Annotated in this window: 21 protein-coding genes; 15 read left to right on the top strand and 6 right to left on the bottom strand. The window is 54.7% G+C overall.

Features of this window, described 5'->3' with window-relative positions:
* Positions 1–168: 168 nt before the first annotated feature.
* Positions 169–1,608 carry an alkaline phosphatase family protein gene (locus tag C5C07_RS13180; RefSeq protein WP_115805243.1) on the top strand — a complete coding sequence of 480 codons (1,440 nt, stop codon included), beginning with the start codon at positions 169–171 and terminating at the stop codon, positions 1,606–1,608.
* 5 nt (positions 1,609–1,613) lie between these two features.
* Here C5C07_RS13180 and C5C07_RS13175 read toward each other — a convergent pair whose 3' ends face one another.
* Positions 1,614–3,131 (bottom strand): oligosaccharide flippase family protein, encoded by a 1,518-nt coding sequence (locus tag C5C07_RS13175; protein WP_158546586.1) that lies wholly within the window; start codon positions 3,129–3,131, stop codon positions 1,614–1,616.
* Positions 3,132–3,766: 635 nt separating this feature from the next.
* Between C5C07_RS13175 and aglF the strand changes: the two genes are divergently transcribed.
* The 6 genes from aglF (at position 3,767) to C5C07_RS13145 (ending at position 9,745) form a co-directional block, all read left to right on the top strand.
* A complete protein-coding gene (aglF, locus tag C5C07_RS13170) occupies positions 3,767–4,495 on the top strand; it encodes a UTP--glucose-1-phosphate uridylyltransferase AglF (RefSeq protein WP_115805241.1) in 729 nt (242 codons plus the stop codon).
* A gap of 85 nt (positions 4,496–4,580) precedes the next feature.
* A complete protein-coding gene (gene aglM, locus C5C07_RS13165; RefSeq protein ID WP_115805240.1) occupies positions 4,581–5,885 on the top strand; it encodes a UDP-glucose 6-dehydrogenase AglM in 1,305 nt (434 codons plus the stop codon).
* A 69-nt stretch (positions 5,886–5,954) separates the two neighbouring features.
* Positions 5,955–7,103 (top strand): glycosyltransferase family 4 protein, encoded by a 1,149-nt coding sequence (locus C5C07_RS13160; protein WP_115805239.1) that lies wholly within the window; start codon positions 5,955–5,957, stop codon positions 7,101–7,103.
* A gap of 70 nt (positions 7,104–7,173) precedes the next feature.
* Complete coding sequence (locus C5C07_RS13155; protein WP_233510377.1) at positions 7,174–7,704, top strand: hypothetical protein; 531 nt, start codon at positions 7,174–7,176, stop codon at positions 7,702–7,704.
* Positions 7,697–8,197 carry a metal-dependent hydrolase gene (locus C5C07_RS13150; RefSeq protein ID WP_115805238.1) on the top strand — a complete coding sequence of 167 codons (501 nt, stop codon included), beginning with the start codon at positions 7,697–7,699 and terminating at the stop codon, positions 8,195–8,197. Before C5C07_RS13155 ends, C5C07_RS13150 begins: the two co-directional genes overlap by 8 nt.
* Positions 8,198–8,551: 354 nt before the next feature.
* Complete coding sequence (locus C5C07_RS13145) at positions 8,552–9,745, top strand: orc1/cdc6 family replication initiation protein (protein ID WP_115805237.1); 1,194 nt, start codon at positions 8,552–8,554, stop codon at positions 9,743–9,745.
* Between the two features lie 872 nt (positions 9,746–10,617).
* On the opposite strand, the gene C5C07_RS13140 is transcribed toward C5C07_RS13145, so the two are convergent.
* From C5C07_RS13140 to C5C07_RS13125, 3 genes are all read right to left on the bottom strand, one after another.
* A complete protein-coding gene (locus tag C5C07_RS13140) occupies positions 10,618–10,812 on the bottom strand; it encodes a hypothetical protein (RefSeq protein ID WP_115805236.1) in 195 nt (64 codons plus the stop codon).
* A complete protein-coding gene (locus C5C07_RS13135) occupies positions 10,809–11,117 on the bottom strand; it encodes a hypothetical protein (RefSeq protein WP_115805235.1) in 309 nt (102 codons plus the stop codon). The genes C5C07_RS13140 and C5C07_RS13135 overlap by 4 nt, the downstream gene beginning before the upstream one ends.
* Positions 11,118–11,538: 421 nt before the next feature.
* Positions 11,539–11,790, bottom strand: coding sequence for a helix-turn-helix transcriptional regulator (locus tag C5C07_RS13125; protein WP_233510405.1), 252 nt, complete (start codon positions 11,788–11,790; stop codon positions 11,539–11,541).
* 291 nt (positions 11,791–12,081) lie between these two features.
* Between C5C07_RS13125 and C5C07_RS13120 the strand changes: the two genes are divergently transcribed.
* The 5 genes from C5C07_RS13120 (at position 12,082) to C5C07_RS13100 (ending at position 14,484) form a co-directional block, all read left to right on the top strand.
* On the top strand, positions 12,082–12,726 hold the full coding sequence (locus C5C07_RS13120) for a hypothetical protein (protein WP_115805232.1): 645 nt from the start codon (positions 12,082–12,084) through the stop codon (positions 12,724–12,726).
* Positions 12,727–12,908: 182 nt separating this feature from the next.
* Positions 12,909–13,436, top strand: coding sequence for a hypothetical protein (locus C5C07_RS13115; protein ID WP_233510375.1), 528 nt, complete (start codon positions 12,909–12,911; stop codon positions 13,434–13,436).
* A 214-nt stretch (positions 13,437–13,650) separates the two neighbouring features.
* Positions 13,651–13,881: a hypothetical protein gene (locus tag C5C07_RS13110; RefSeq protein ID WP_115805230.1), complete on the top strand. Its 231-nt coding sequence runs from the start codon at positions 13,651–13,653 to the stop codon at positions 13,879–13,881.
* 1 nt (position 13,882) lies between these two features.
* Complete coding sequence (locus C5C07_RS13105) at positions 13,883–14,278, top strand: hypothetical protein (RefSeq protein WP_050459419.1); 396 nt, start codon at positions 13,883–13,885, stop codon at positions 14,276–14,278.
* Between the two features lie 5 nt (positions 14,279–14,283).
* The gene (locus C5C07_RS13100) at positions 14,284–14,484 is read left to right on the top strand and encodes a helix-turn-helix transcriptional regulator (protein ID WP_004975852.1); all 201 of its coding nucleotides are present in this window, start codon (positions 14,284–14,286) and stop codon (positions 14,482–14,484) included.
* 56 nt (positions 14,485–14,540) lie between these two features.
* Here C5C07_RS13100 and C5C07_RS13095 read toward each other — a convergent pair whose 3' ends face one another.
* On the bottom strand, positions 14,541–15,335 hold the full coding sequence (locus C5C07_RS13095; protein ID WP_004975850.1) for a winged helix-turn-helix domain-containing protein: 795 nt from the start codon (positions 15,333–15,335) through the stop codon (positions 14,541–14,543).
* Between the two features lie 219 nt (positions 15,336–15,554).
* Between C5C07_RS13095 and C5C07_RS13090 the strand changes: the two genes are divergently transcribed.
* On the top strand, positions 15,555–16,475 hold the full coding sequence (locus tag C5C07_RS13090) for a halocin C8-like domain-containing protein (protein WP_115805229.1): 921 nt from the start codon (positions 15,555–15,557) through the stop codon (positions 16,473–16,475).
* A 9-nt stretch (positions 16,476–16,484) separates the two neighbouring features.
* Positions 16,485–17,276 carry a hypothetical protein gene (locus C5C07_RS13085; RefSeq protein WP_233510371.1) on the top strand — a complete coding sequence of 264 codons (792 nt, stop codon included), beginning with the start codon at positions 16,485–16,487 and terminating at the stop codon, positions 17,274–17,276.
* Between the two features lie 24 nt (positions 17,277–17,300).
* Here the strand turns inward: C5C07_RS13085 and C5C07_RS13080 are convergent, their stop codons facing one another.
* On the bottom strand, positions 17,301–18,221 hold the full coding sequence (locus C5C07_RS13080; protein WP_115805228.1) for an NAD-dependent epimerase/dehydratase family protein: 921 nt from the start codon (positions 18,219–18,221) through the stop codon (positions 17,301–17,303).
* Positions 18,222–18,353: 132 nt separating this feature from the next.
* Here C5C07_RS13080 and C5C07_RS13075 point away from each other — a divergent pair, with 132 nt between their 5' ends.
* A complete protein-coding gene (locus C5C07_RS13075) occupies positions 18,354–18,890 on the top strand; it encodes a hypothetical protein (RefSeq protein ID WP_115805227.1) in 537 nt (178 codons plus the stop codon).
* The last annotated feature ends 69 nt before the right edge of the window (positions 18,891–18,959 follow it).

The raw sequence follows: 18,959 nt of genomic DNA, 5'->3' as shown, positions 1-18,959 counted from the left end.
TTTGGCGAATATAGAAATGATCGACACCAATTATACATCTTCCAGAATAAATTGAAGAGTCACTCTTGGCGGCTTTGGTGACGCAATGTACGAGTTTGAGTGAGACTATCGCACATCTCTGGCTTCAACCACAGTTAGGTTGATAAGTACATGTGAGTATCAACTTCTATGGACGTGCTTATGCTTGGTCTTGACGGCGGGGACCAGCGAATTATTGAAGCAATGGACATGCCATTTGTTTCAAACTTGCTAGAAACCGGGACAAACGTGGAAATAGAAGAAGATCTCTGGAGTCGTGGTTGGGCTTCAATTCTAAATGGAGAACATGGACGTGAAACAGGTGCATTCTACGCAAAGCCCAAATTGGATGGGGGGTATGGAACGACTCAGTCATTTGGGACGCCTGGTCATGACTCCGCGCCCACGCCACCACTATGGCGTCTGGCTGAAGAATCTGGGTACACTGTCGGATTTATGAATCCGCCAACTACCGTTCCTGCACCTACAGTTGACGGATTCTTCGTATCTGGTGCTGGTGGGGGGTATAGTCCTGCAAATGGAGTACCCGAGGCTGCAGTATATCCGAACAAGATTCTTGAAAAACTTGAAGATTCAGAGTACCAATGGGAGACCCGCTTCGCGGTTTCTGGGATTCGTGATAGTCACGAGTTCATTGAACAACTTATACACACGATTTCTGCACGGGTAGACGTTTTCCTTGACCTATGTGATTGGTATGATCCTGAATTCACTTTTTTTGTTCAGAAAGAAAATGTGGTAATCCAGAATCTGATGATGAGCGAAATTGAACAGATCATTGAGTCTGGCGGCCCACAGAGCGACCTTCAACAACTAATTATTGAATTTTACCGGAAGTTAGATTCGGGATTAGAGCAGGTTGCTAACGAAATTGACCCAAAGCATACAATGGTTGTCTCAGATCATGGCCAGGCACCGTATCTAGAAAGAGTGAATATTAACACCTGTCTGAGAGAGATTGGATATCAGGAGCAAGATAGGGACTTGGCTGCTAAACCCAAATCCCTGGCAATTGAATTTGCATCAAAAACGCTTCCGCAATCAATCAAACAAGTGCTGACGGATGCCGCACCAAGCGTGGTAGAATCGCTCAAAATTCCGAACGCAGATTGGCAAAAGTCAGAAGCGTTTTCTGTTCGATATATTCCTGGGATATACATCAATGATGAACGTCGCTTTGGTGGCCCAGTTAATGAATCGGATGTCTCCAAACTATCAAAAAAGATATTGGAAGAAGTCAATGATTTCCTTAGTGGCTATGAAGAACTTTCTGCTGAACTCTACCGCACTAACTATCAAAATGTAAATTGCTACGACTTGCTCCCAGACATCTGGATTAATCACTCTGACTCTCAGTTCTTTGGCGTAACTGGCGATTCGTTTATTGAGCCAAATAGCGATTACGGTCTGATAGATGATCTTTCTCGAGTTAACCGTGATATGTATACTGGGATCAAAGGCAGGTATCCGCTTCTTTGTGTGTCCTCGGGGTTAAACCAATATGTTGGTGATGAAGAAGACACAACTGCTGCTTATCATATTCTTCGTCGTTTCCTTGATGATAAGTAATCAACCTATAGTCTAAGAATAGACAAAATCTTTTCAATTCGATTGTTGGTTAGTGGAAGACGATACACGTCATCCTGTTCAATAACCTTCCAGCGTAAGGCTAAGATGATATAGATTAGTAACCCCAGGATTGGTATCACAACTAATGACGTGAGGTCTGACCGGATAGTCGACTCGACCACAAACAGAATTGGGTATGTAATAGCCGCGATTAATACAATCTTCTTAGACATTAAATTTGATAGTGGATCAAATCCAATAGATATCGCACACCAATAATGGAATATAAGCATTGAGCCATATCCAATACTCGTCGCGATCGCTGCACCATTCATACCATATTGTGGTATCAAAATTAAATTAAGTAGGAAGTTAATCACGGCCGCGGCTGCTGTAGCGAGGATAAGAGACCGTAGCGCACCTTTTCCTTGGCCAATTGCAAATATGGGTCGTGCGATAGATAATCCGAGAACTCCTGGTAATAGCAGTAGGAGTGGTACTACTGCAGGCGTATATTGCTGTCCAAAATATAATGGAATGAACTCATCAGCAAGTATTGATAGCCCGATACACATCAAGAGAACAAGGAGTAGTGTATACCGACTCACCTTTGACGAAATATCTGTTATCTTCTCATGCTGGTTGTTTGCCCACATCTCCGAAGAAGAATGGACCAATGAGTACTGTACTGCAAGAGGGACGAACCATAGAAATTCTGCTATCACTAGTGATGCTTTGTAATATCCAACCTGACTCCCACCAACGAATAGCTGCACAAGCAAAATGTCAACATTATATAGTGAGCTGATTAGGAGTGAAAGAATGATACTATAGATTCCAAATTTAGTCTTTTCGTCAAAGAGTCGATTTGACGACACGTCGACTAAATTTAGAGAGAATAGTTTTAGATCAGTTTTCCGAACCAAGAGAATATATGCTAAAATAGCACCTAAGAGGAATCCAGTTACTTTTCCAATTAGTGGGCCAATTACACCAGTTCCGAGAACTGCTAATGTAACTGCTATTGTTGAAAACGCTAGATTGTTGATCACGTCTAACGGTTCAGAATAATGTTCGTAACCAAGCCCCATCAATGCACCACGGAACAGCCCAAAGAACAAACTAGATACAATCATTAGGGATATTAATATTGTGTACGATTGGCTGAGATCTCCAAATATTGCTTCTAAAGCTCCTGTGAAATACGACAAATACAATAGTAGGACGACCACAGACCCGAGGACAACCGAGAACAACGTATAGAAGTTAATTACCTTCGAATCCCACTCTGACTGGTCTCGACTTTCAGCGATGTATTTCCGGACTCCATTAAATGTACCAGACTCAGAAACTACCTTTGAGATTCCAAAAACTGCGAGAACGGTAGCATAATCTCCATATGATGCAGTTCCTAATACACGTGTCAATATCGGCGTTGTGATGAGTGATATAATAATAAGTAGGACGCTTGAAGAAAGAATAGACAAAAATCCGCGGATGAGGTTAATCCTGCTGGAGGACATAGATGCTTTCATTTGTGTGTGTACGGTTAGCTATTAATACACTCTTTAGACGTCTACCAGACGGATCAGTGTAGTCTCTCATTCGGAACTATACCAACTAAGAGAGTGAAATAATATTAAAACATCGAGTTGAATTTCCAGTCTGTCTACTTAACAATTAATTAGTAGATTTGGAAGACAAATTTCAATCTACAGTCCGAGGGTGTATTTTTGTTGTACCCATTACAAATATAGGCGTGGTAGTACCTTCTATATTGAATAGTAGCTCTTGAGCAGGGATGAACAGGCCTGGCCCGACGAGTGCATCCCTCAACTCAGCAGATCGTTCGGATTCCGACTACCCACATGGCTACCACTATTCGACAGGCAATTATCTGAACTCTTAGTGTCGTGGCTCTGAGTTTGGGAGTTACCGTTCCAACGACTTGAGTTCGTTTGTTCTACAGAGTCTAGATCATTCTATCCTCAAAATTCCCAGTCTTATTAATGTTGTTTGGGGAAATGTTCCAAACATTGACTGAGAGTGCTTCCCAGAGCAAGCAGTAGAATATGTCCCGTGCAATACGAATCCGTTATTCACACTATTATTTCTACGACAGGTAAGAATTATACAATGTGACGACGCAGTAGCCAGTATGAAAGCAGTCGTCCTAGCCGGTGGTGAGGGGACCCGACTCCGTCCACTTACTGAAGACAAGCCGAAGGGGATGGTCGAGGTCAACGACAAACCAATCCTCACCCATTGTTTCGAACAACTCGCCGAACTCGGGGCCGACGAGCTCGTCGTCGTCGTCGGCTACATGAAAGAGCGAATTATCGAACACTACGGAGACGAGTTCCAGGACCTCCCGATCACGTACGCGCACCAGCGAGAGCAGAAAGGGCTCGCACACGCGCTGTTAACCGTCGAAGAGCACATCGACGACGACTTCATGCTGATGCTCGGCGACAACATCTTCAACGCCAACCTTTCGGATGTCGTCAACCGTCAGCAAGAACAACGAGCTGACGCGGCCTTCCTCGTCGAGGAAGTCCCGTGGGAGAAAGCGAGTCGATACGGCGTCTGTGACACGAACAAATACGGCGAGATTACTGACGTCGTCGAGAAGCCGGACGATCCGCCGTCCAACTTAGTGATGACGGGCTTCTACACGTTCACGCCCGAAATCTTCCACGCGTGTCACCTCGTCCAGCCGTCGAACCGCAACGAGTACGAAATTAGTGAGGCAATCGACCTGCTCATCCATAGCGGACGGACGATCGACGCAATCAGACTCGATGGCTGGCGACTTGATATCGGCTACCCCGAAGACCGCGACGAAGCTGAAGAGCGACTGAGTGGCGAAGTCGCCGAAGCACAGTAAGCGAAATCAGTTCTTTCTGTCCGTCGCATCCGCCTCTCCGTTTCCTCCGAGTATTTGATATGACCTGCGTGGGACACACGTAGTAATGCAACTCTCTGTCATCGGGAGCGGCTATGTCGGAACGACAATCGCCGCGTGTTTCGCAGACCTCGGTCACGAAGTGGTTAACGTCGATATTGACACCGAGATCGTTGATGCGATCAACCGTGGCGAACCACCGATTCACGAGGACGGACTCCCTGAACTAATCGCCGCACACGCAGGTGAAGACGGTACAGGTCGACTGCGAGCGACGACGGACTACTCCGAAGTACTCGAGACCGACGTTACCTTCCTCTGTCTCCCAACGCCACAGAAAGACGATGGCGAAATCGATCTCTCGATTATGGAGGCTGGTGCAGAACAACTCGGCGAGACACTCACACAGAAACCCGAATGGCACACAGCCGTTGTGAAGAGTACCGTCGTCCCAGGGACGACTGAGGAAGTCATCACGCCGCTACTCGAAAAGTCGAGCGGAAAGGTCGAAGGCGAACAACTGGGAATCGGGATGAATCCTGAGTTCCTCCGTGAGGGGACTGCAGTTCACGACTTCCGCAACCCCGAGAAGGTCGTCCTCGGTGCGGACAACGACCGAACGCTCGAGGATATGCACGAGGTGTTTGCACCGCTCATTGCCGAAGCCGACCCGCACGTCGTCGAGACAAACAGCCGAACGGCGGAGATGATTAAGTACGCCAACAACGGCTTCCTGGCGACCAAGGTCTCGCTGATCAACGATATCGGAAATATCTGCAAAGAATTCGGTGTCGATGCCTACGAGGTTGCGGATGCGATCGGCCTTGATGACCGGATTGGAGAGCAGTTCCTCCGAAGTGGACTTGGTTGGGGTGGCAGTTGCTTCCCGAAAGACACCAACGCAATCATTCACGCGGCCAAGCAGCAGGGCTACACGCCGGCCGTGCTCGAAGCCGCAGTTGAGGTGAACGACAACCAGCCCGAACGACTGTTGTCCTTACTCGACCAGCATGTCGATGTGGCCGACCAGAAAGTGGCTGTTCTCGGGTTAGCGTTCAAACCAGGGACGGACGACATTCGGAACTCGCGGGCAATCTCGGTGATTGAGGGCCTGAAGGACCGGGGTGCATCCATCAGCGCGTACGACCCCGTCGCGGCGGCCAACATGCGTGAACGGTTCCCTGATATCGAGTATGCAGACTCCGCTGGCGATGCGCTTACTGGCGCGTCTGCGTGTGTTGTGTGTACTGACTGGGACGAGTTCGCGGTGTTAGACGACGAATTCGACCAGATGGAACAGCCCGTTGTCGTAGACGGTAGGCACGTTATCGACGCCTCTGCGAAACTCACGTATGAAGGGCTGACCTGGTAGACCACGTAGCTCACAGGTAGAGTACCCCAACCGAAAGGGAATTGACCCACAGACAAGATGACACGAACAATGGACCTCGCATTTGTAAGCAATGTGATATTTCCGTTCGTGACTGGTGGCGCAGAAAAACGTATCCACGAAATCGCCACCCAACTTTCACAGAGAGGCCACGACGTCACCATCTACGGCCGGCACTTCTGGGACGGCCCGAAAGAAACCACCCACGAGGGCGTTACCCTCCGTGCGGTTGCGCCCGAAACGGAACTCTACACCGACGACCGCCGCTCGATCACGGAAGCGCTCGACTTCGCCGCCCGACTCGCCTACCCACTCGCCAAACGCCTCCACAACGAAAACCACGACCTCGTCGTCGCCTCTGTCTTTCCCTACTTCCCCGTCCTCTCTTCGAAGCTCGCCGCCCTCGGAACTGACGTGCCCGTCGTCACGACCTGGCACGAGGTGTGGGGTGACTACTGGGATGACTACCTCGGCATGCTCGCGCCCTTCGGCAAATTCACCGAACACCTCACCGTCCGCGTGCCGCAACACCCTATCGCCGTCTCGGGTATCACCGCCGACCGTCTCGCCGATATCGGCCGCGACAGAGACACCATTGAGGTCGTCCCGAACGGCATCGACGTCGACCAGATTCGGAACGCGCCGCTCCCCGACGACGGCGACTCCTTCGACGTACTGTTTGCAGGGCGACTCATCGCCGACAAGAACGTCTCCACCCTTCTCGATGCGTTCGACCGCGTGGCTGACGACTACGACGACGTGACCCTCGGCGTCGTCGGCGACGGCCCGGAGGTCGACCGTCTCAAGCAACAGGCGAGCGCCTTGGACCACGCCGACCGTGTGAGTATGCTGGGCTTCCTCGACGAGTACGAGGACGTATTGGGCCAGATGCGCGCCGCCGACGTGTTTGCGTCACCCAGTACAAGGGAAGGATTCGGCATCACCTACGCCGAAGCGATGGCCGCCGACTGTACGGTCATCGGCGTCCAGCATCCCGAGTCTGCGGCGAGTGAGGTCATCGGTGACGCGGGCTATCTCGCCGAACCGACTGTGGATTCAGTCGCCGAGTCGTTAGACCGAGCACTCGCCGGTGAGACGCCACCGACTGAACCGACCAAACGCGCAGAAAAATACGATTGGGATAGCGTCGCCGACCAGGCCGAAGCGGCGTATCGTCGGGCAGTTGACGGCAGTTGGTAGGCGTCAGTTTCCCGCGAGAGACACACCGCAGTCGTGAACACTTATCGGCTAACCTCCAAAGTAACATCTAATGTCCAACCCTCCACGTCGCCGGATTGTTGGTATTCTCGTCTTGCTGGGGTGTCTGTTTGGACTCATGGTCTGGTTTGGGTCACTCGCTCCTGCACCAGATGTGGGCGCATACCCCGGCTCGGAAGAATTGGGTACGGACTACGACGCGTGGGTCGGCGACCAGGTGAGTCTCACAGGTACAGTCACCGATACTGACCCACTCACGATTAACGCCGAGTACGGGGCTGGCGAACAGGTCCGTCTTCGCGTTACCAACGCCGCTGTCGATGCACAACTGGATGACAGTCTCTCAGTATATGGTGTCGTCGAACCAGCTCAGACAATCCGTTCGTTGAACGCCTACACCGTCCCGCCGGCGAACTATCTATACATGTACGCAGTTTCGTTCCTCGCTGGTCTGTGGGTGCTTGGTAGAATCGTCCGGTCGTGGCGTCTCGACGAAACATGGTCGCTCGTGCCTCGAGAGACACCACTCGGGATTCGTGACATCGTCCCCCGACCAAATCATACGGAGGACCGCGATGCCTGATCTACTCGCACACGCTCTGATCGCATACACGATTGCCACGGTCGCCTCGTGGCGCTACGAGTGGATTACGCGTCCGTACGTCACCGTTGCGATGGCCGGGGCGTTCATCCCAGACATGACTAAAGTCATGTTACTAATTCCAAGCGCACGAGTCGAACAATTGCTTGGCATTCCGTTTGACTGGATTGGTCTTCACACGGCAGGTGCAGCGCTGTGTTCGGTTTTCATTGGGGTGCTTCTTGTCTCTGAGTCGGAGCGCCGCCGTGTCTTTGTACTCCTCTCAGCAGGTGCTGCATCGCACCTCATCGCGGACGCCTTCCTGTTGAAACCGACTGGACTGTCCTATCCACTACTTTGGCCGTTTACTCGAATCCATCCGCCAACACCGGGTTTGTACCTGAGTACGGATATCGAACCGTCCATCGTCTTCGGTGCAATCGCACTCATCGTCTATATCATCACTCAATTACAGACAGATCGAGCGTCTTCATAATTCGGCCCCTTCGTCTGCGCCTGTTGTATCGCTCCGTCAGGAACCTCTATTGGGGTGACACACACGATCCCATCGAGTGTGAGAGTACATTTCGTATGCTTTCTCTGGCCCCCCGGGGTACACAGACCGGAATAAGGGGAACCCACACACCGTCGCCCGGTTCCAGACTCACAGCACATGTGGAGATGCCCGCACTTAGTGAGAGAGTACATTTCGTATGCTCTGTCCTACGTTGCACCCCTAGAAACGCCAGTATCGTTGGGTAGAAGCAATTGGAATTCGAGATGAGAAAGCATACGAAACAGACAAAGTGTGGTTTTATATAGTCAACATTCATGGATTCTGTAAGGACACATGGCAGGACCGTTCAGCGACATGACGGAGACGATATTCGCTGACAAAAGTGTACTCAGCGAAGAATACCAGCCCGAAGAGATTCTCGAGCGAGACCAAGAAATCGAAGAATACCGATATGCACTCCAGGACGTCCTCTTTGGCCGGGATCCGAAGAACGTCATGCTGTACGGAAAGGCAGGACTTGGGAAGACAGCAGTCACGACCTACATGTTGGACGCATTGGCAACAGAGGTCGAGACGCGAGAGGGAGCTGACGACCTGTACGTCCACGACGTAAACTGTAATGGCAAGACGCTGTTCATGGTCGTTCGTCGCTTAGTAAACGAACTCCTCCCTGCACACGCGAGCGACTTCCCCAAGCGAGGATTAGGAACGGGAGACGCCTTCGACGAACTCTACACACAACTCGATCGAATTGGTGGGACGCACATCTTCGCGTTCGACGAAATCGACCACCTCTCAGGCGCGAACTCCCTCCTCTACGAACTCCCACGTGCTCGGTCGAACGGACACCTCGACGAAGCTCGAATTGGAATTATCGGCATCAGCAACAACTACACGTTCAGAGATGATCTCTCACCGAAGGTCAAAGACACGCTGATGGAGACTGAGATCTCGTTTTCGCCGTACGATGCGACCGAACTGAAGACCATCCTCCTCGATAGGGCAGAGCGTGCGTTCATCGAGGGTGGCTACGACATGTCGGCGATAACCATGACCGCTGCGATTGCGGCCCGAGACATGGGCAATGCACGCCAAGCGATTGATCTCCTTCGTGTCGGTGCGGAAGTGGCTGAAAAACGAGGCGAGTACTGCGTGACCGACGACCATATCGAGGAGGCTCGGCGGCTTGTCCAACGTGGTCGATTGAGCAACCGAATCCGAGACCAAACCGAACAGGCACAACTCATCTTGGAGACGATTGCTCGACTCGAAGAACAGGGGAACAGCCCCGTGCGATCGAAGGAGATTCAGTCCCACTACAAAACAGTCGCAAAATCCTGGGGGGTTGAACCGTTGACGACGCTCAAGAGTATTCAGGACCACCTCTCGGATCTCCACATGCTCGGTTTCGCCAAGCGATACGATCGAAACGAGGGATTGAGTGGCGGACAGTACTACGAGTACGAACTCGACCTCGATTCGGACCTCGTCTTGGAGACCCGCGAGCAAATTGAACACGCGGAGTGACCTGAGAACGGGGAACCGAAGCATACGAAACGTACTCTCGTTTGTATTGGAGCGGAGTCACCGGCTCTCGTCTTCGTCGACCTCAAGGCACGTCTGAGTGCTTAGAAGTGAGTGTGGGGCGACGCTGTATGGCAAAAAGCATACGAAATGTACTGTCTCACAACGACCCCAAACTGAACACGACTTCACCAGTACAGCTCGTCTGCTACTACTGTACGCGAAAACGCACGACTTCCTCGGGAAAAGCATACGAAACGTACTCTCTCACTCAGCAGAGATGACCGAAGATGGGCGAGACAGAGTACGTTTCGTATGCTTTCTTTCCTGGGTGAAACCGCAAGACGGTACAGACGATAGCATACGAAATGTACTCTCTCTCACTTGGGTTTCAGTTCGACGACGGGCAAAATCCAGACTGAGTCGTCATCGCGACAAAAACAAAGTCCATTTCGTATGCTCAAACTTGCATCCAAAAACGACAGGCACCGACGTGGAAAGCATACGAAATGTACTCTCTGACTAGCCAGACGTGCTGAGCGGGCAACTCGACCGTCCACATCACTTGGTAACGGGGACAACAGCGGGAGTGGGGTATAACAACCATATGTTCGGTACACCGATTCGCAGTATTCGACACTCGCCAGTCCATCACGAGGTGCCTTCCCCTGAGACTCTAAATGTGAATGTTAGACGTCTAAAAACAGAAATAGTCAGAAACTATACTACTTATTTTTGGCTAAGTATCTCATTTAGAGGGTTTGAAGACCATTATTTAAACAGTACTAACTAAACACATCATATATAAAGAATACCCAAGAATCAGTAGCTATGTGGCAAAATATCGGTTGCTCAGAGCGTGTTTGAGACTCGATCTACCCCTGCCGACAGTTGTGTACCTCAATCCGCTCTGGCAGCCCCACCGCACCACACGCAGGACACGTCACGAGCGTCGTCGGCAACTCCTGACAAGACTCCAACGCGGCGTGCAGATGCGCTTGCACGTCGGGCTCGGTCGTTCGCGTCAGCGCCTGCGTGAGGTGCATCCGCAGTTCTTCGTGGGCACTCATGCGCAGGGATTCTCCTTCCGCTCGGTATCTACTCGGAGCCCGAGGTGTGCAAGCTGGCCCATCGAGGCCCAGCCACGCTTCTGGGAGACGAACGCCTGCCACTCACGAAGCGGCCGGCCATCGAGTGGCTGGAAGTGGTCGAGGGCACGGCCATCAAAGACGACGACCGCGTCGGCAGGGCGGAAGTAGTGGTGTGTGAAGCCCTCGGTGTCGATGCCAAGGGTAAACGAGTTCGTGAGGGCGTTGGTGAGTTGGTCGGCTAGCGATACGGTACGCTCTTGTGTCGCGGTGTGCGTAGTTGACATTGGCTTTCTTGCTCCAATCGAGAAGCCACCCGGTCACGTGTTCCAGCACGTGGCCTTTCTGCGAAAGGCGAACCCAGTGCTTCTCAGTTACAACTCTATTCTACGGTAGCTTAATAGTTGCGAATACTCGCAACGTAAGGTATATGATATTTAAGAACTACTGTTCGTAGTAGGTGACGTAGAATGCCACGATCTCGCGGTCTCATTACAAACACGGAGTGGGAACGAATTGCTGAAGAAAGCGATGAAGACCCCGAAAAGCGGTATCAAGCAGTATCTCGGGTACGGCGTCGAATCCACGAAGAACTGCCTAAGGAGATGGCAATGCTGGCCGAACACAAACCCGAGTTGCTAACCGAACTTCGGGAGGTTGTCTGTGAGTCAGCTGAAGATGAGACCTAATACGCCCGGTGTTGATCAGTTATAGATCAGACGCTCGCAGTTCGCCTGCCAGGAACTGTTTGCCTTTGTCGGTGATGACGTAGTGCTTACTGTCACCAGTAACGTGTTCAATGAGCCCATGTTGCTCAAGCGGCTCTAGTGTTCGGTAGACAGTAGTTCGCGACGGCCCCTGTGATAGCACCCTGTCGAGATTGAGGGAAATGGTCTGAGCGGGTAAGGCAACCCCAGATTCGTCTAGTAGCTCTAGCACTGGGATACTCGCCTTGTTCATCCACTGTGCTTGGTCTCGCATAGAGTCCCCTCGCTACGTGGTGATTATAGAACGAGTGGTTTTGTCACCAAATTGGAACTATATTTCCCAACTTGAAAATAATAGTGCCAACTCTTATTATCGAGACTCTCATTCGGTAGGACAGACTGTCTACTGGATCATTGGTCTCCTCAGAAAGGACCCGTGTTGTAGCACGGATCCGGTGCGGTCTAACCCCAACCGCATGTCTCCGAACACACCACCCACGCAAAAAGGTCTCGTCGCACAGCCACCTCGCACGGAGGGCCACGAATGACCTCTATCGAGGATCTCGCCGCCCGGATCGACGAACTCGAAGACCGCGTCGATGAACTCGAAGCCGACACCGAACAACTCGAAAACACAGTCGACGCCCAAGCACAGACAATCGCGTCCCAACGCGACCAACTCGCCCACTACGAAACCCGTACCGAAGAACTCGAAGCCCAACTCGACGCCGCAACGGACCACCGCAAGCATCTCCAACAGCGTCTCTACGCCGTCGAATCCGAAGAATCCACAGCCAACGATTCCAACACCCGTCGCTCCCCACTCCAACAGCTCATCCGACTCCCCTCGAAAGCGCGCTCGAAACTCACCGCCAACCAAGAGCGCGCTCGCTTCATCGCCAAAGACATCAGGGAGTACGCTACGAGCGTCCCCGCAGGCTTCGCACTCGACTCGAGTACCATCAGAACCGTCCTCCACGCAAAGGAAGGCCGCACCCCCCACACCCAGACCGTCAGTCGCGTCATGGACTTTCTCGATGACCTCGGCAAAGAAGGTGTGAAGATCGTGAAACGCCGCGGGACGAAACGCGTCATCTTCTCTGAACACGCGGTCTCGGAACTCGCAGAGACAGCACCGAAGTCCTCGGGTGGGAGTGCAATCACAGACGTTGTGATGGGGTGGCGCTAGCGAGCGTGTGATCAACCGTCGATAGTCGACCGCACGCCGCCACGCTGTCGACACCCACCGCGGAGACAGCCCCCACAGCTAGCAGCAGCACCCGAGAAAGCCCCACTGTGAACAAGGGTAGTGTGAGTGAATGAAACGAGTTTGAGGCTCCGACCCAACTGAGACAGATCACAACGAGTGTGATGAGAATCGACGTTGCCCATCCTGCCGTAATACCCAACTACGAGCCGCGAGTGGACTCGCTCACGATGTCGGTCGAATCGTACGGTCCCACTCGTCCAGACCCGCTGACTCGATTCATGGCCGCCTGTCAGGGTGCTGGGATTGCCTCCATCGCGTGTCCAACGGTCGGGAGCGCGTCGATCCTCGCCGTGAGTGCAGTCACCCACTGGACGCCGGGTGAGCTAGTGGTTGGGAATGAAAATCTCCTGTTGTTGCTGTTCGTGTGTGCAATCGCGGTCGGCTTCATCGCGGGGTCGTACTGGCCGGTGGTCGATGGCCTCCCACAGAAACGCGAACACGAACTGTACTGGGTTCGAAAGCGCTTCACCATGTGTCTCTTTGGCGGCCTCGGGTGTTACGGTGTGTTTTCGCTCATGTTCGTCGTGACGGTCACAGACCTACTCCAGAATATGGTCGGCCTTGGCGCGGCGATTCTCGTGTGTACCTATCTGTACGCGTACTCTGCGGACCGACGTGGGGTGCGGTGAGCAGCTGAAGCCACGGGCCAAGACACCACAGAGAATCGAACGGCCGGGACTCCCAGCTTCTGCCCGTTCGAATCGCGCATTGCTTTGTCAGGGACTGCGAACTCGGTGAGAGTCACTGCTGTGGTCGCTACCGTCATCGACTGGATGACGTACCTTCTTGTCATTATGGAAAGTAGCCATTACATTTATGTTGTTGAATATACACTTTTTTCGTATGGTAAACAGTCCGGTGCGTGCGTATTCGGCGCTGCTCGTCGTCGTCGCGGCGGCGATCAGCGGCGCTGTCATCCTCTCGGGATTCGTCGCAATCGACTTGGTGCTCGACACGGTTACGGTGTGGGGCTATATGGCCGCGGTCGGCGTGATGATCGTCTGTGCGGTCATCAGTTGGCTGACCGACCTGCCCGGAATCCTGTCGAGCGAGTTCGGAAGCGGGGGACAGTGAAATGTCGCGGTGGCTCCCGCCGACGTACAGTTTCTTGCTGTTCGTCGTTCCGGCGCTCCTGCTGGCGGTTGTGCCGCCGTTCTTCAGTGCGGGAACTTCTCCCTCGGTCGGTGAGTTAGTTGTCGTTCCTGCGGTCATCACCGTCTTCGCGAACGTCGGATACGTCGTTCGAGGTGAGTCGCCCTCCGACAACGTGGTTGACGAGCGCGACGTGCGAAACATCGACCGTGCTCTCAGTACGACCGGGGGTGTCATGCTCGCGTCGCTAGTCGGCCTGTTCGCGTCGTACGCTCTCAGTACCCAGCAAGTCCCGAGCGCAGTCACCTTCCTCGCGGTCGCAGGTCTCGGGACGGTGTTCTGTGTCCTCGGCGCGACCGAACTCCGACAGCGCGTCTGACATCGATGGAAAACGACATCCGAGTAAAGCGAGCGGAAGAACGAATCACTCAAGCGGAGCTGGCGACTGCGGTCGGCGTCAGCCGACAGACCATCTACGCCATCGAACACTCGCGGTACGACCCGTCGCTCAAACTCGCGTTCAAGCTCGCGCGCTATTTCGATTGTTCCGTCGAAGAGCTGTTTTCACCGGAGTTCGACGGATGAGCGCACGGTTACGGAGAAGTAAGGAGAACCCTCCGTTGGTTAGTGCGGGGAGGATGTCAGTGCGTCGCCTTCGGCTGGTCGACTGGGGTCGAATCTGCCTTGAGTTCGCGATACGTCTGCGTCGCCCAACCAATCGCCGAGGTCGTATCGTTGAACAGCACGCCCGTCGCTCCTGCCTTCGAGTACGACACAAGCGCGCACGTCCGATTCGCTCTCTCATCGAAAACGAGCAGTCCGAACGGCAGCGAGGCCGCCGTTTCGTGGAGGCGAACACGTGAGGTCCGAAGCGCGCGTTGGTACTCGTCGGGATACGTCGTCCGCAGGCACTGATGTGCCTGTGGAGGCACGACTAGTTCGACGTCGGCCTCTCGGCGCGTGGCGTGCTCGTTGCATACTTCGACATACTGCTGTAACACGACCGGAGTGTAACCCCGTAGTGACTCCGCCTCGCGCATCCTGTCCAGGAGGTGCTGCAGTGGCTTGTCTGGAACGTGTGGTTCCGTGGACACGAGCGTCGCCCCGTCGTACATCGGTAGCTCGCCGTTCGCGCCCGATGGAACTGCCGACCCGAGGGAGTATGCTTCAGTCACGGCATCGAGGCACCGCCGAGTCCGTTTGCACAGTCGATACACCGGCCGACCGAACTCCGTCAACTGGTAGCCGCTCGACGGGTCGCGGACGACCATCGACGCCGCTTCGAGTTCACCGATTGCCCGATCTACCGTCGAACGAGAGACCTCGAGTGTCGCCTCTAATTCCGGCTTGGATAATGCGCGATCCGAAAGCGACTCTAAGACGTTCCACCGGCGGGTGACGAGGTCGATTATCTCTTCGGTGGCTGGAGACGGCATCACCGACGAGTTTTGACCTACATAACTTGACATTTCTGTTGACTGAAATCTGGATTACAGTCACCAGTTCTGAACTGCACCGTCTCCGCAGAGCGTGACGTATTCGTGCAACTACTGTGTCGCTGTGTCACCCCGTACGCAGCTACTGCAGTGGATGCGACTCTCCAACGGTCCATGAAGCAATGGGTGCCCCGGCCATGGTGTCGATTGGGTAACACGATGACCCACGCTAACGACAACGAACACGACAGTAACGAACAGGAGACAAGCGGACTCAACCGACGCAGTTTCGTTCGGCGCGCCGGCGCGGTTGGAACGGGGCTCGCGTTGTCCCCTGTCGCCGCTGGGAACGTCGTCGCTTCCGAGAACATCAGCATTCTCGATGGCAAAGATGAGAGGAAAGTGGCAAACCGGTTGGCGAAGACCGCCGAGTTCGACCGCCTCGAAGCGAAGGCGAAGTCCCGCGACGGGACGGTGTCTCGCGGCAAGTCGGTCACCGTCGGCGAAGTCGAGATCGCCGCCGACGATGCGCCGGACGGCAAGAAGATTCACCGGTACGTCGTCGAGTACCCGGTCAAGCACCCGAATCCTAATGCCGAAGCTGCCGTCGTACTCGCCGAAGACGCCACGTCAGATTCGCTCATTCTGAGCGTTCTTGATTACACGCACAAGACGAAAGACGGATTCACCACTCGTATCGAGCGATTCGACGCCGGCGCTGGTGAACAGACGGTGTCCGCCGCAAACAGCACTGATGGCTTGGCGTCTACCGAGCTTAACCTCGATGCCGATGCGACTCGGCGGGCCGTCAACAACGTCGACACGAACGCCGTTATCGACGAGATTTACGACGGCTTCACCACGGGGAGTGACCTGACGAACCTCGCGTGGGACCTCCTCGACGACGACGTCGACATCGACGGCTGTTACGCTTGTGGGTTCGCCGTCGGTCTCACCTGTAGCGTCGGCTGTGCGGCAACCGGTGCGTTCATCTGCGGGCTAACCGGGATCGCAGTCCCCATCGCTGGTCTGACCTGTGTCGGCTTCGTCGGTATCATCTGCGACGTGGCCGACGCCCTCTCCGGATGCGGTGAAGCCGTCGCCGAAGAGGTCTGTGTTGACCGGACAAACTGGTGCTGAGTAGGAGCGGTGACATCCGTGTCTCTATCCCACATCACGCACGGCCTCGGTGACCGACTGCGTCGAGACGAGTACACTGGATCGAACCGATGTTGGGCCTGTACGGTAGTGAACGTTGGTCTCTCGGTACTCGTCGCGGTCGCCTTGATACCGCTGTCCGGTGTCGCGGCCCTTGTGGCGTTGACTGGGGCGCTCGCGACGGTGTACTTTCGAGGGTACCTCGTTCCGGGCACGCCGGCACTAACAAAGCGTTACCTGCCGTCACGGCTCCTCGCGTGGTTCGGCAAGCAGCCGCTGTTGACGTCACGCGACGAGAGTACCGACGCGTGGCTCCTCTCGCAGGGGCTTTTACGCGAGTCCTCGGATGGAGACTTCGCTCTCGACCCGGAGTTCAAAGCGTCGCTGGCCGCGGTTGACCCGCCGCAGTCGCCATCGGCTTCGCTCGCACGCGACGTCCTCGAACTCCCGTCGACCGACGGTTCGTTCACCAGCCAGCAGGGTCGCTACACGCTTTCCGATGACAGCGACCCTATCGCAGCGTGGCCGTCACCGCTTGCGCTTGACGCAGACCTTCGGGCGAAAGCGGTCCTCTCGGAACGGTATACCGGGTGGAGCGAACGCCCGCCGGACGAAATCGCCGCCCTCCTTCGGAGCGTCCGCGCAACGGTTGACCGCTGCCTTCGGTGTGACGAACCGACCGAATACGAGCAGGTGACTCACGAGACGTGTTGTGCGTCCGTGACCGTCGAGCGACTCATTTGCCCACAGTGTGACGAAGCGCTGGTGGAACTGCGTCGCTAAAACACACTCCCGCGAAAGTCTCTGTTAGTCGTCGAGATACGGCTGACAAACCCGCTCGACACCCTCTTCGAACGACACCTGGGGTTCCCACCCGGTCGCCTCGTGGATCTTCGAGTAGTCCGCCTTGGTGTCGTGGACGTACACCTCGAAGGGGTTCTCCACATACACGGGCTCGACGTCCGTCCCGAGTACGTCGTTGATCATCTCGACCATCTCGTTGAACGAGTAGCTCTCGGCAGTCCCGAGGTTGTAGATGCCCTGGAGCCGCTCGTCAGCCGCGAGTTCGATGCCGCGGACGATATCATCCACGTGCGTGAAGTCACGCGTTTGGGACCCATCGCCGAACAGCTCCGGCGACTCGCCGTTCGCGATTTTGTCGGTGAACTGCGCGACCGTATTCGCGAACTCGCCTTTGTGTTCTTCCGCGCCGCCGAAGCCCTGGTACACCGAGAAGAAACGCATGCCCGCGAGCTGCATGTCGTAGTGGTGGTGGAAGTACTCCGCGTAGCGCTCACGGCCTAACTTCGACGCTTCGTAGCCCGTCCGAGATTCGACGGGCATGTCTTCCGGCGAGGGCTCGGTCCGCGAGCCATAGATCGACGACGTGGTCGCGTACACGACCGTGTCGCAGCCGTCTTTCCGGGCCTGTTCGACCGTGTTGACGAAGCCTTCGATGTTGACACGGGCACCCTTCGTCGGGTTCTCCTCGTGCATCTTGTACGACGACAGTGCCGCCAGGTGGAACACTACGTCGACGCCCTCGGTCGGGAGGTCGTCGTCGAGGACCGTCATGTCGTGGAACTCCACGTCATCATCCAGGTTCTCAGGCGTTCCGAGATAGAGGTCGTCGATTGCAATGACGTCGTTATCCTCCGCAAGCTGATTTGCGAGATTCGAGCCGATGAAGCCGGCACCGCCAGTAACGAGGACTCGTTTGCCGTCCATACGTGGGTGCTTTCGCCAAGTGACAAGAACCTATCGTCAATCTGGTGTGAGTCAGGCGAGTTCGTTCACCCGTGGGAACCAGACTCCTTGAATCATCAACATATTTTCAGTCCCACCCACGAACTCGTTTCCATGCAACACTCCACCCGCCGGAACGCCCTCCGTGCATGCGGCATTGCCGCGCTCAGTTCGCTCGCTGGGTGTTCGGCCCTCCAAACGGACGATTCAGACACTGAGAAGCCAACCTACGAGCGTCTCGACGTGACGCCGGTGTACGTCGCCGATGGACTGGACCTCTCGATGCCTGCAGCCATCGAGACAGTGAACGCACCGCACAACGCCGACCTACTCGTCCTCCCCGACGAGACGGACACCGACGCCACGCAGGCGCTCGAGTGGCTGACCGACGACCGAGTGCTGGCACTCCTCGGGGAGAACGCTGAAACAACGTGGCTCTCGTGGGCTCGAAGCGACGCGTTCAACGACGTGTTCAACACGCAGGGATACAGCGAGAGCGAACCAGACCCATCACTCGTCGTTGCTGCAAAAGTCGGCCGCAATACGACGACCTCTCGGTACTCCTGGGGGAGCGAACCAAGCACTCGCGACGTTCTCGAAGGACTCGACGACTCACTCGTTGCCATTGAACAGCGGACGCCGACAGGGTGACGCGGCTGTCCCCCACACCTCGCACCGAGTGATAGACAGCCGAGACTCCCATCTTATTCTCTGATTGAC

Origin of the sequence: Haloferax sp. Atlit-4N (assembly GCF_003383025.1) — an archaeon.
Classification (GTDB): Archaea; Halobacteriota; Halobacteria; order Halobacteriales; family Haloferacaceae; genus Haloferax; species Haloferax gibbonsii.
Note: the sequence above shows the minus strand (reverse complement) of the source record. Positions and strands in the feature narration are given on the sequence as shown.

Coding starts and splice junctions, on each gene's coding strand:
- C5C07_RS13180 (WP_115805243.1), top strand. CDS start 169: ATGGACGTGCTTATGCTTGGTCTTGACGGCGGGGACCAGCGAATTATT.
- C5C07_RS13175 (WP_158546586.1), bottom strand. CDS start 3,131: ATGTCCTCCAGCAGGATTAACCTCATCCGCGGATTTTTGTCTATTCTT.
- aglF (WP_115805241.1), top strand. CDS start 3,767: ATGAAAGCAGTCGTCCTAGCCGGTGGTGAGGGGACCCGACTCCGTCCA.
- aglM (WP_115805240.1), top strand. CDS start 4,581: ATGCAACTCTCTGTCATCGGGAGCGGCTATGTCGGAACGACAATCGCC.
- C5C07_RS13160 (WP_115805239.1), top strand. CDS start 5,955: ATGGACCTCGCATTTGTAAGCAATGTGATATTTCCGTTCGTGACTGGT.
- C5C07_RS13155 (WP_233510377.1), top strand. CDS start 7,174: ATGTCCAACCCTCCACGTCGCCGGATTGTTGGTATTCTCGTCTTGCTG.
- C5C07_RS13150 (WP_115805238.1), top strand. CDS start 7,697: ATGCCTGATCTACTCGCACACGCTCTGATCGCATACACGATTGCCACG.
- C5C07_RS13145 (WP_115805237.1), top strand. CDS start 8,552: ATGGCAGGACCGTTCAGCGACATGACGGAGACGATATTCGCTGACAAA.
- C5C07_RS13140 (WP_115805236.1), bottom strand. CDS start 10,812: ATGAGTGCCCACGAAGAACTGCGGATGCACCTCACGCAGGCGCTGACG.
- C5C07_RS13135 (WP_115805235.1), bottom strand. CDS start 11,117: ATGTCAACTACGCACACCGCGACACAAGAGCGTACCGTATCGCTAGCC.
- C5C07_RS13125 (WP_233510405.1), bottom strand. CDS start 11,790: ATGAACAAGGCGAGTATCCCAGTGCTAGAGCTACTAGACGAATCTGGG.
- C5C07_RS13120 (WP_115805232.1), top strand. CDS start 12,082: ATGACCTCTATCGAGGATCTCGCCGCCCGGATCGACGAACTCGAAGAC.
- C5C07_RS13115 (WP_233510375.1), top strand. CDS start 12,909: ATGAGAATCGACGTTGCCCATCCTGCCGTAATACCCAACTACGAGCCG.
- C5C07_RS13110 (WP_115805230.1), top strand. CDS start 13,651: ATGGTAAACAGTCCGGTGCGTGCGTATTCGGCGCTGCTCGTCGTCGTC.
- C5C07_RS13105 (WP_050459419.1), top strand. CDS start 13,883: ATGTCGCGGTGGCTCCCGCCGACGTACAGTTTCTTGCTGTTCGTCGTT.
- C5C07_RS13100 (WP_004975852.1), top strand. CDS start 14,284: ATGGAAAACGACATCCGAGTAAAGCGAGCGGAAGAACGAATCACTCAA.
- C5C07_RS13095 (WP_004975850.1), bottom strand. CDS start 15,335: ATGCCGTCTCCAGCCACCGAAGAGATAATCGACCTCGTCACCCGCCGG.
- C5C07_RS13090 (WP_115805229.1), top strand. CDS start 15,555: ATGACCCACGCTAACGACAACGAACACGACAGTAACGAACAGGAGACA.
- C5C07_RS13080 (WP_115805228.1), bottom strand. CDS start 18,221: ATGGACGGCAAACGAGTCCTCGTTACTGGCGGTGCCGGCTTCATCGGC.
- C5C07_RS13075 (WP_115805227.1), top strand. CDS start 18,354: ATGCAACACTCCACCCGCCGGAACGCCCTCCGTGCATGCGGCATTGCC.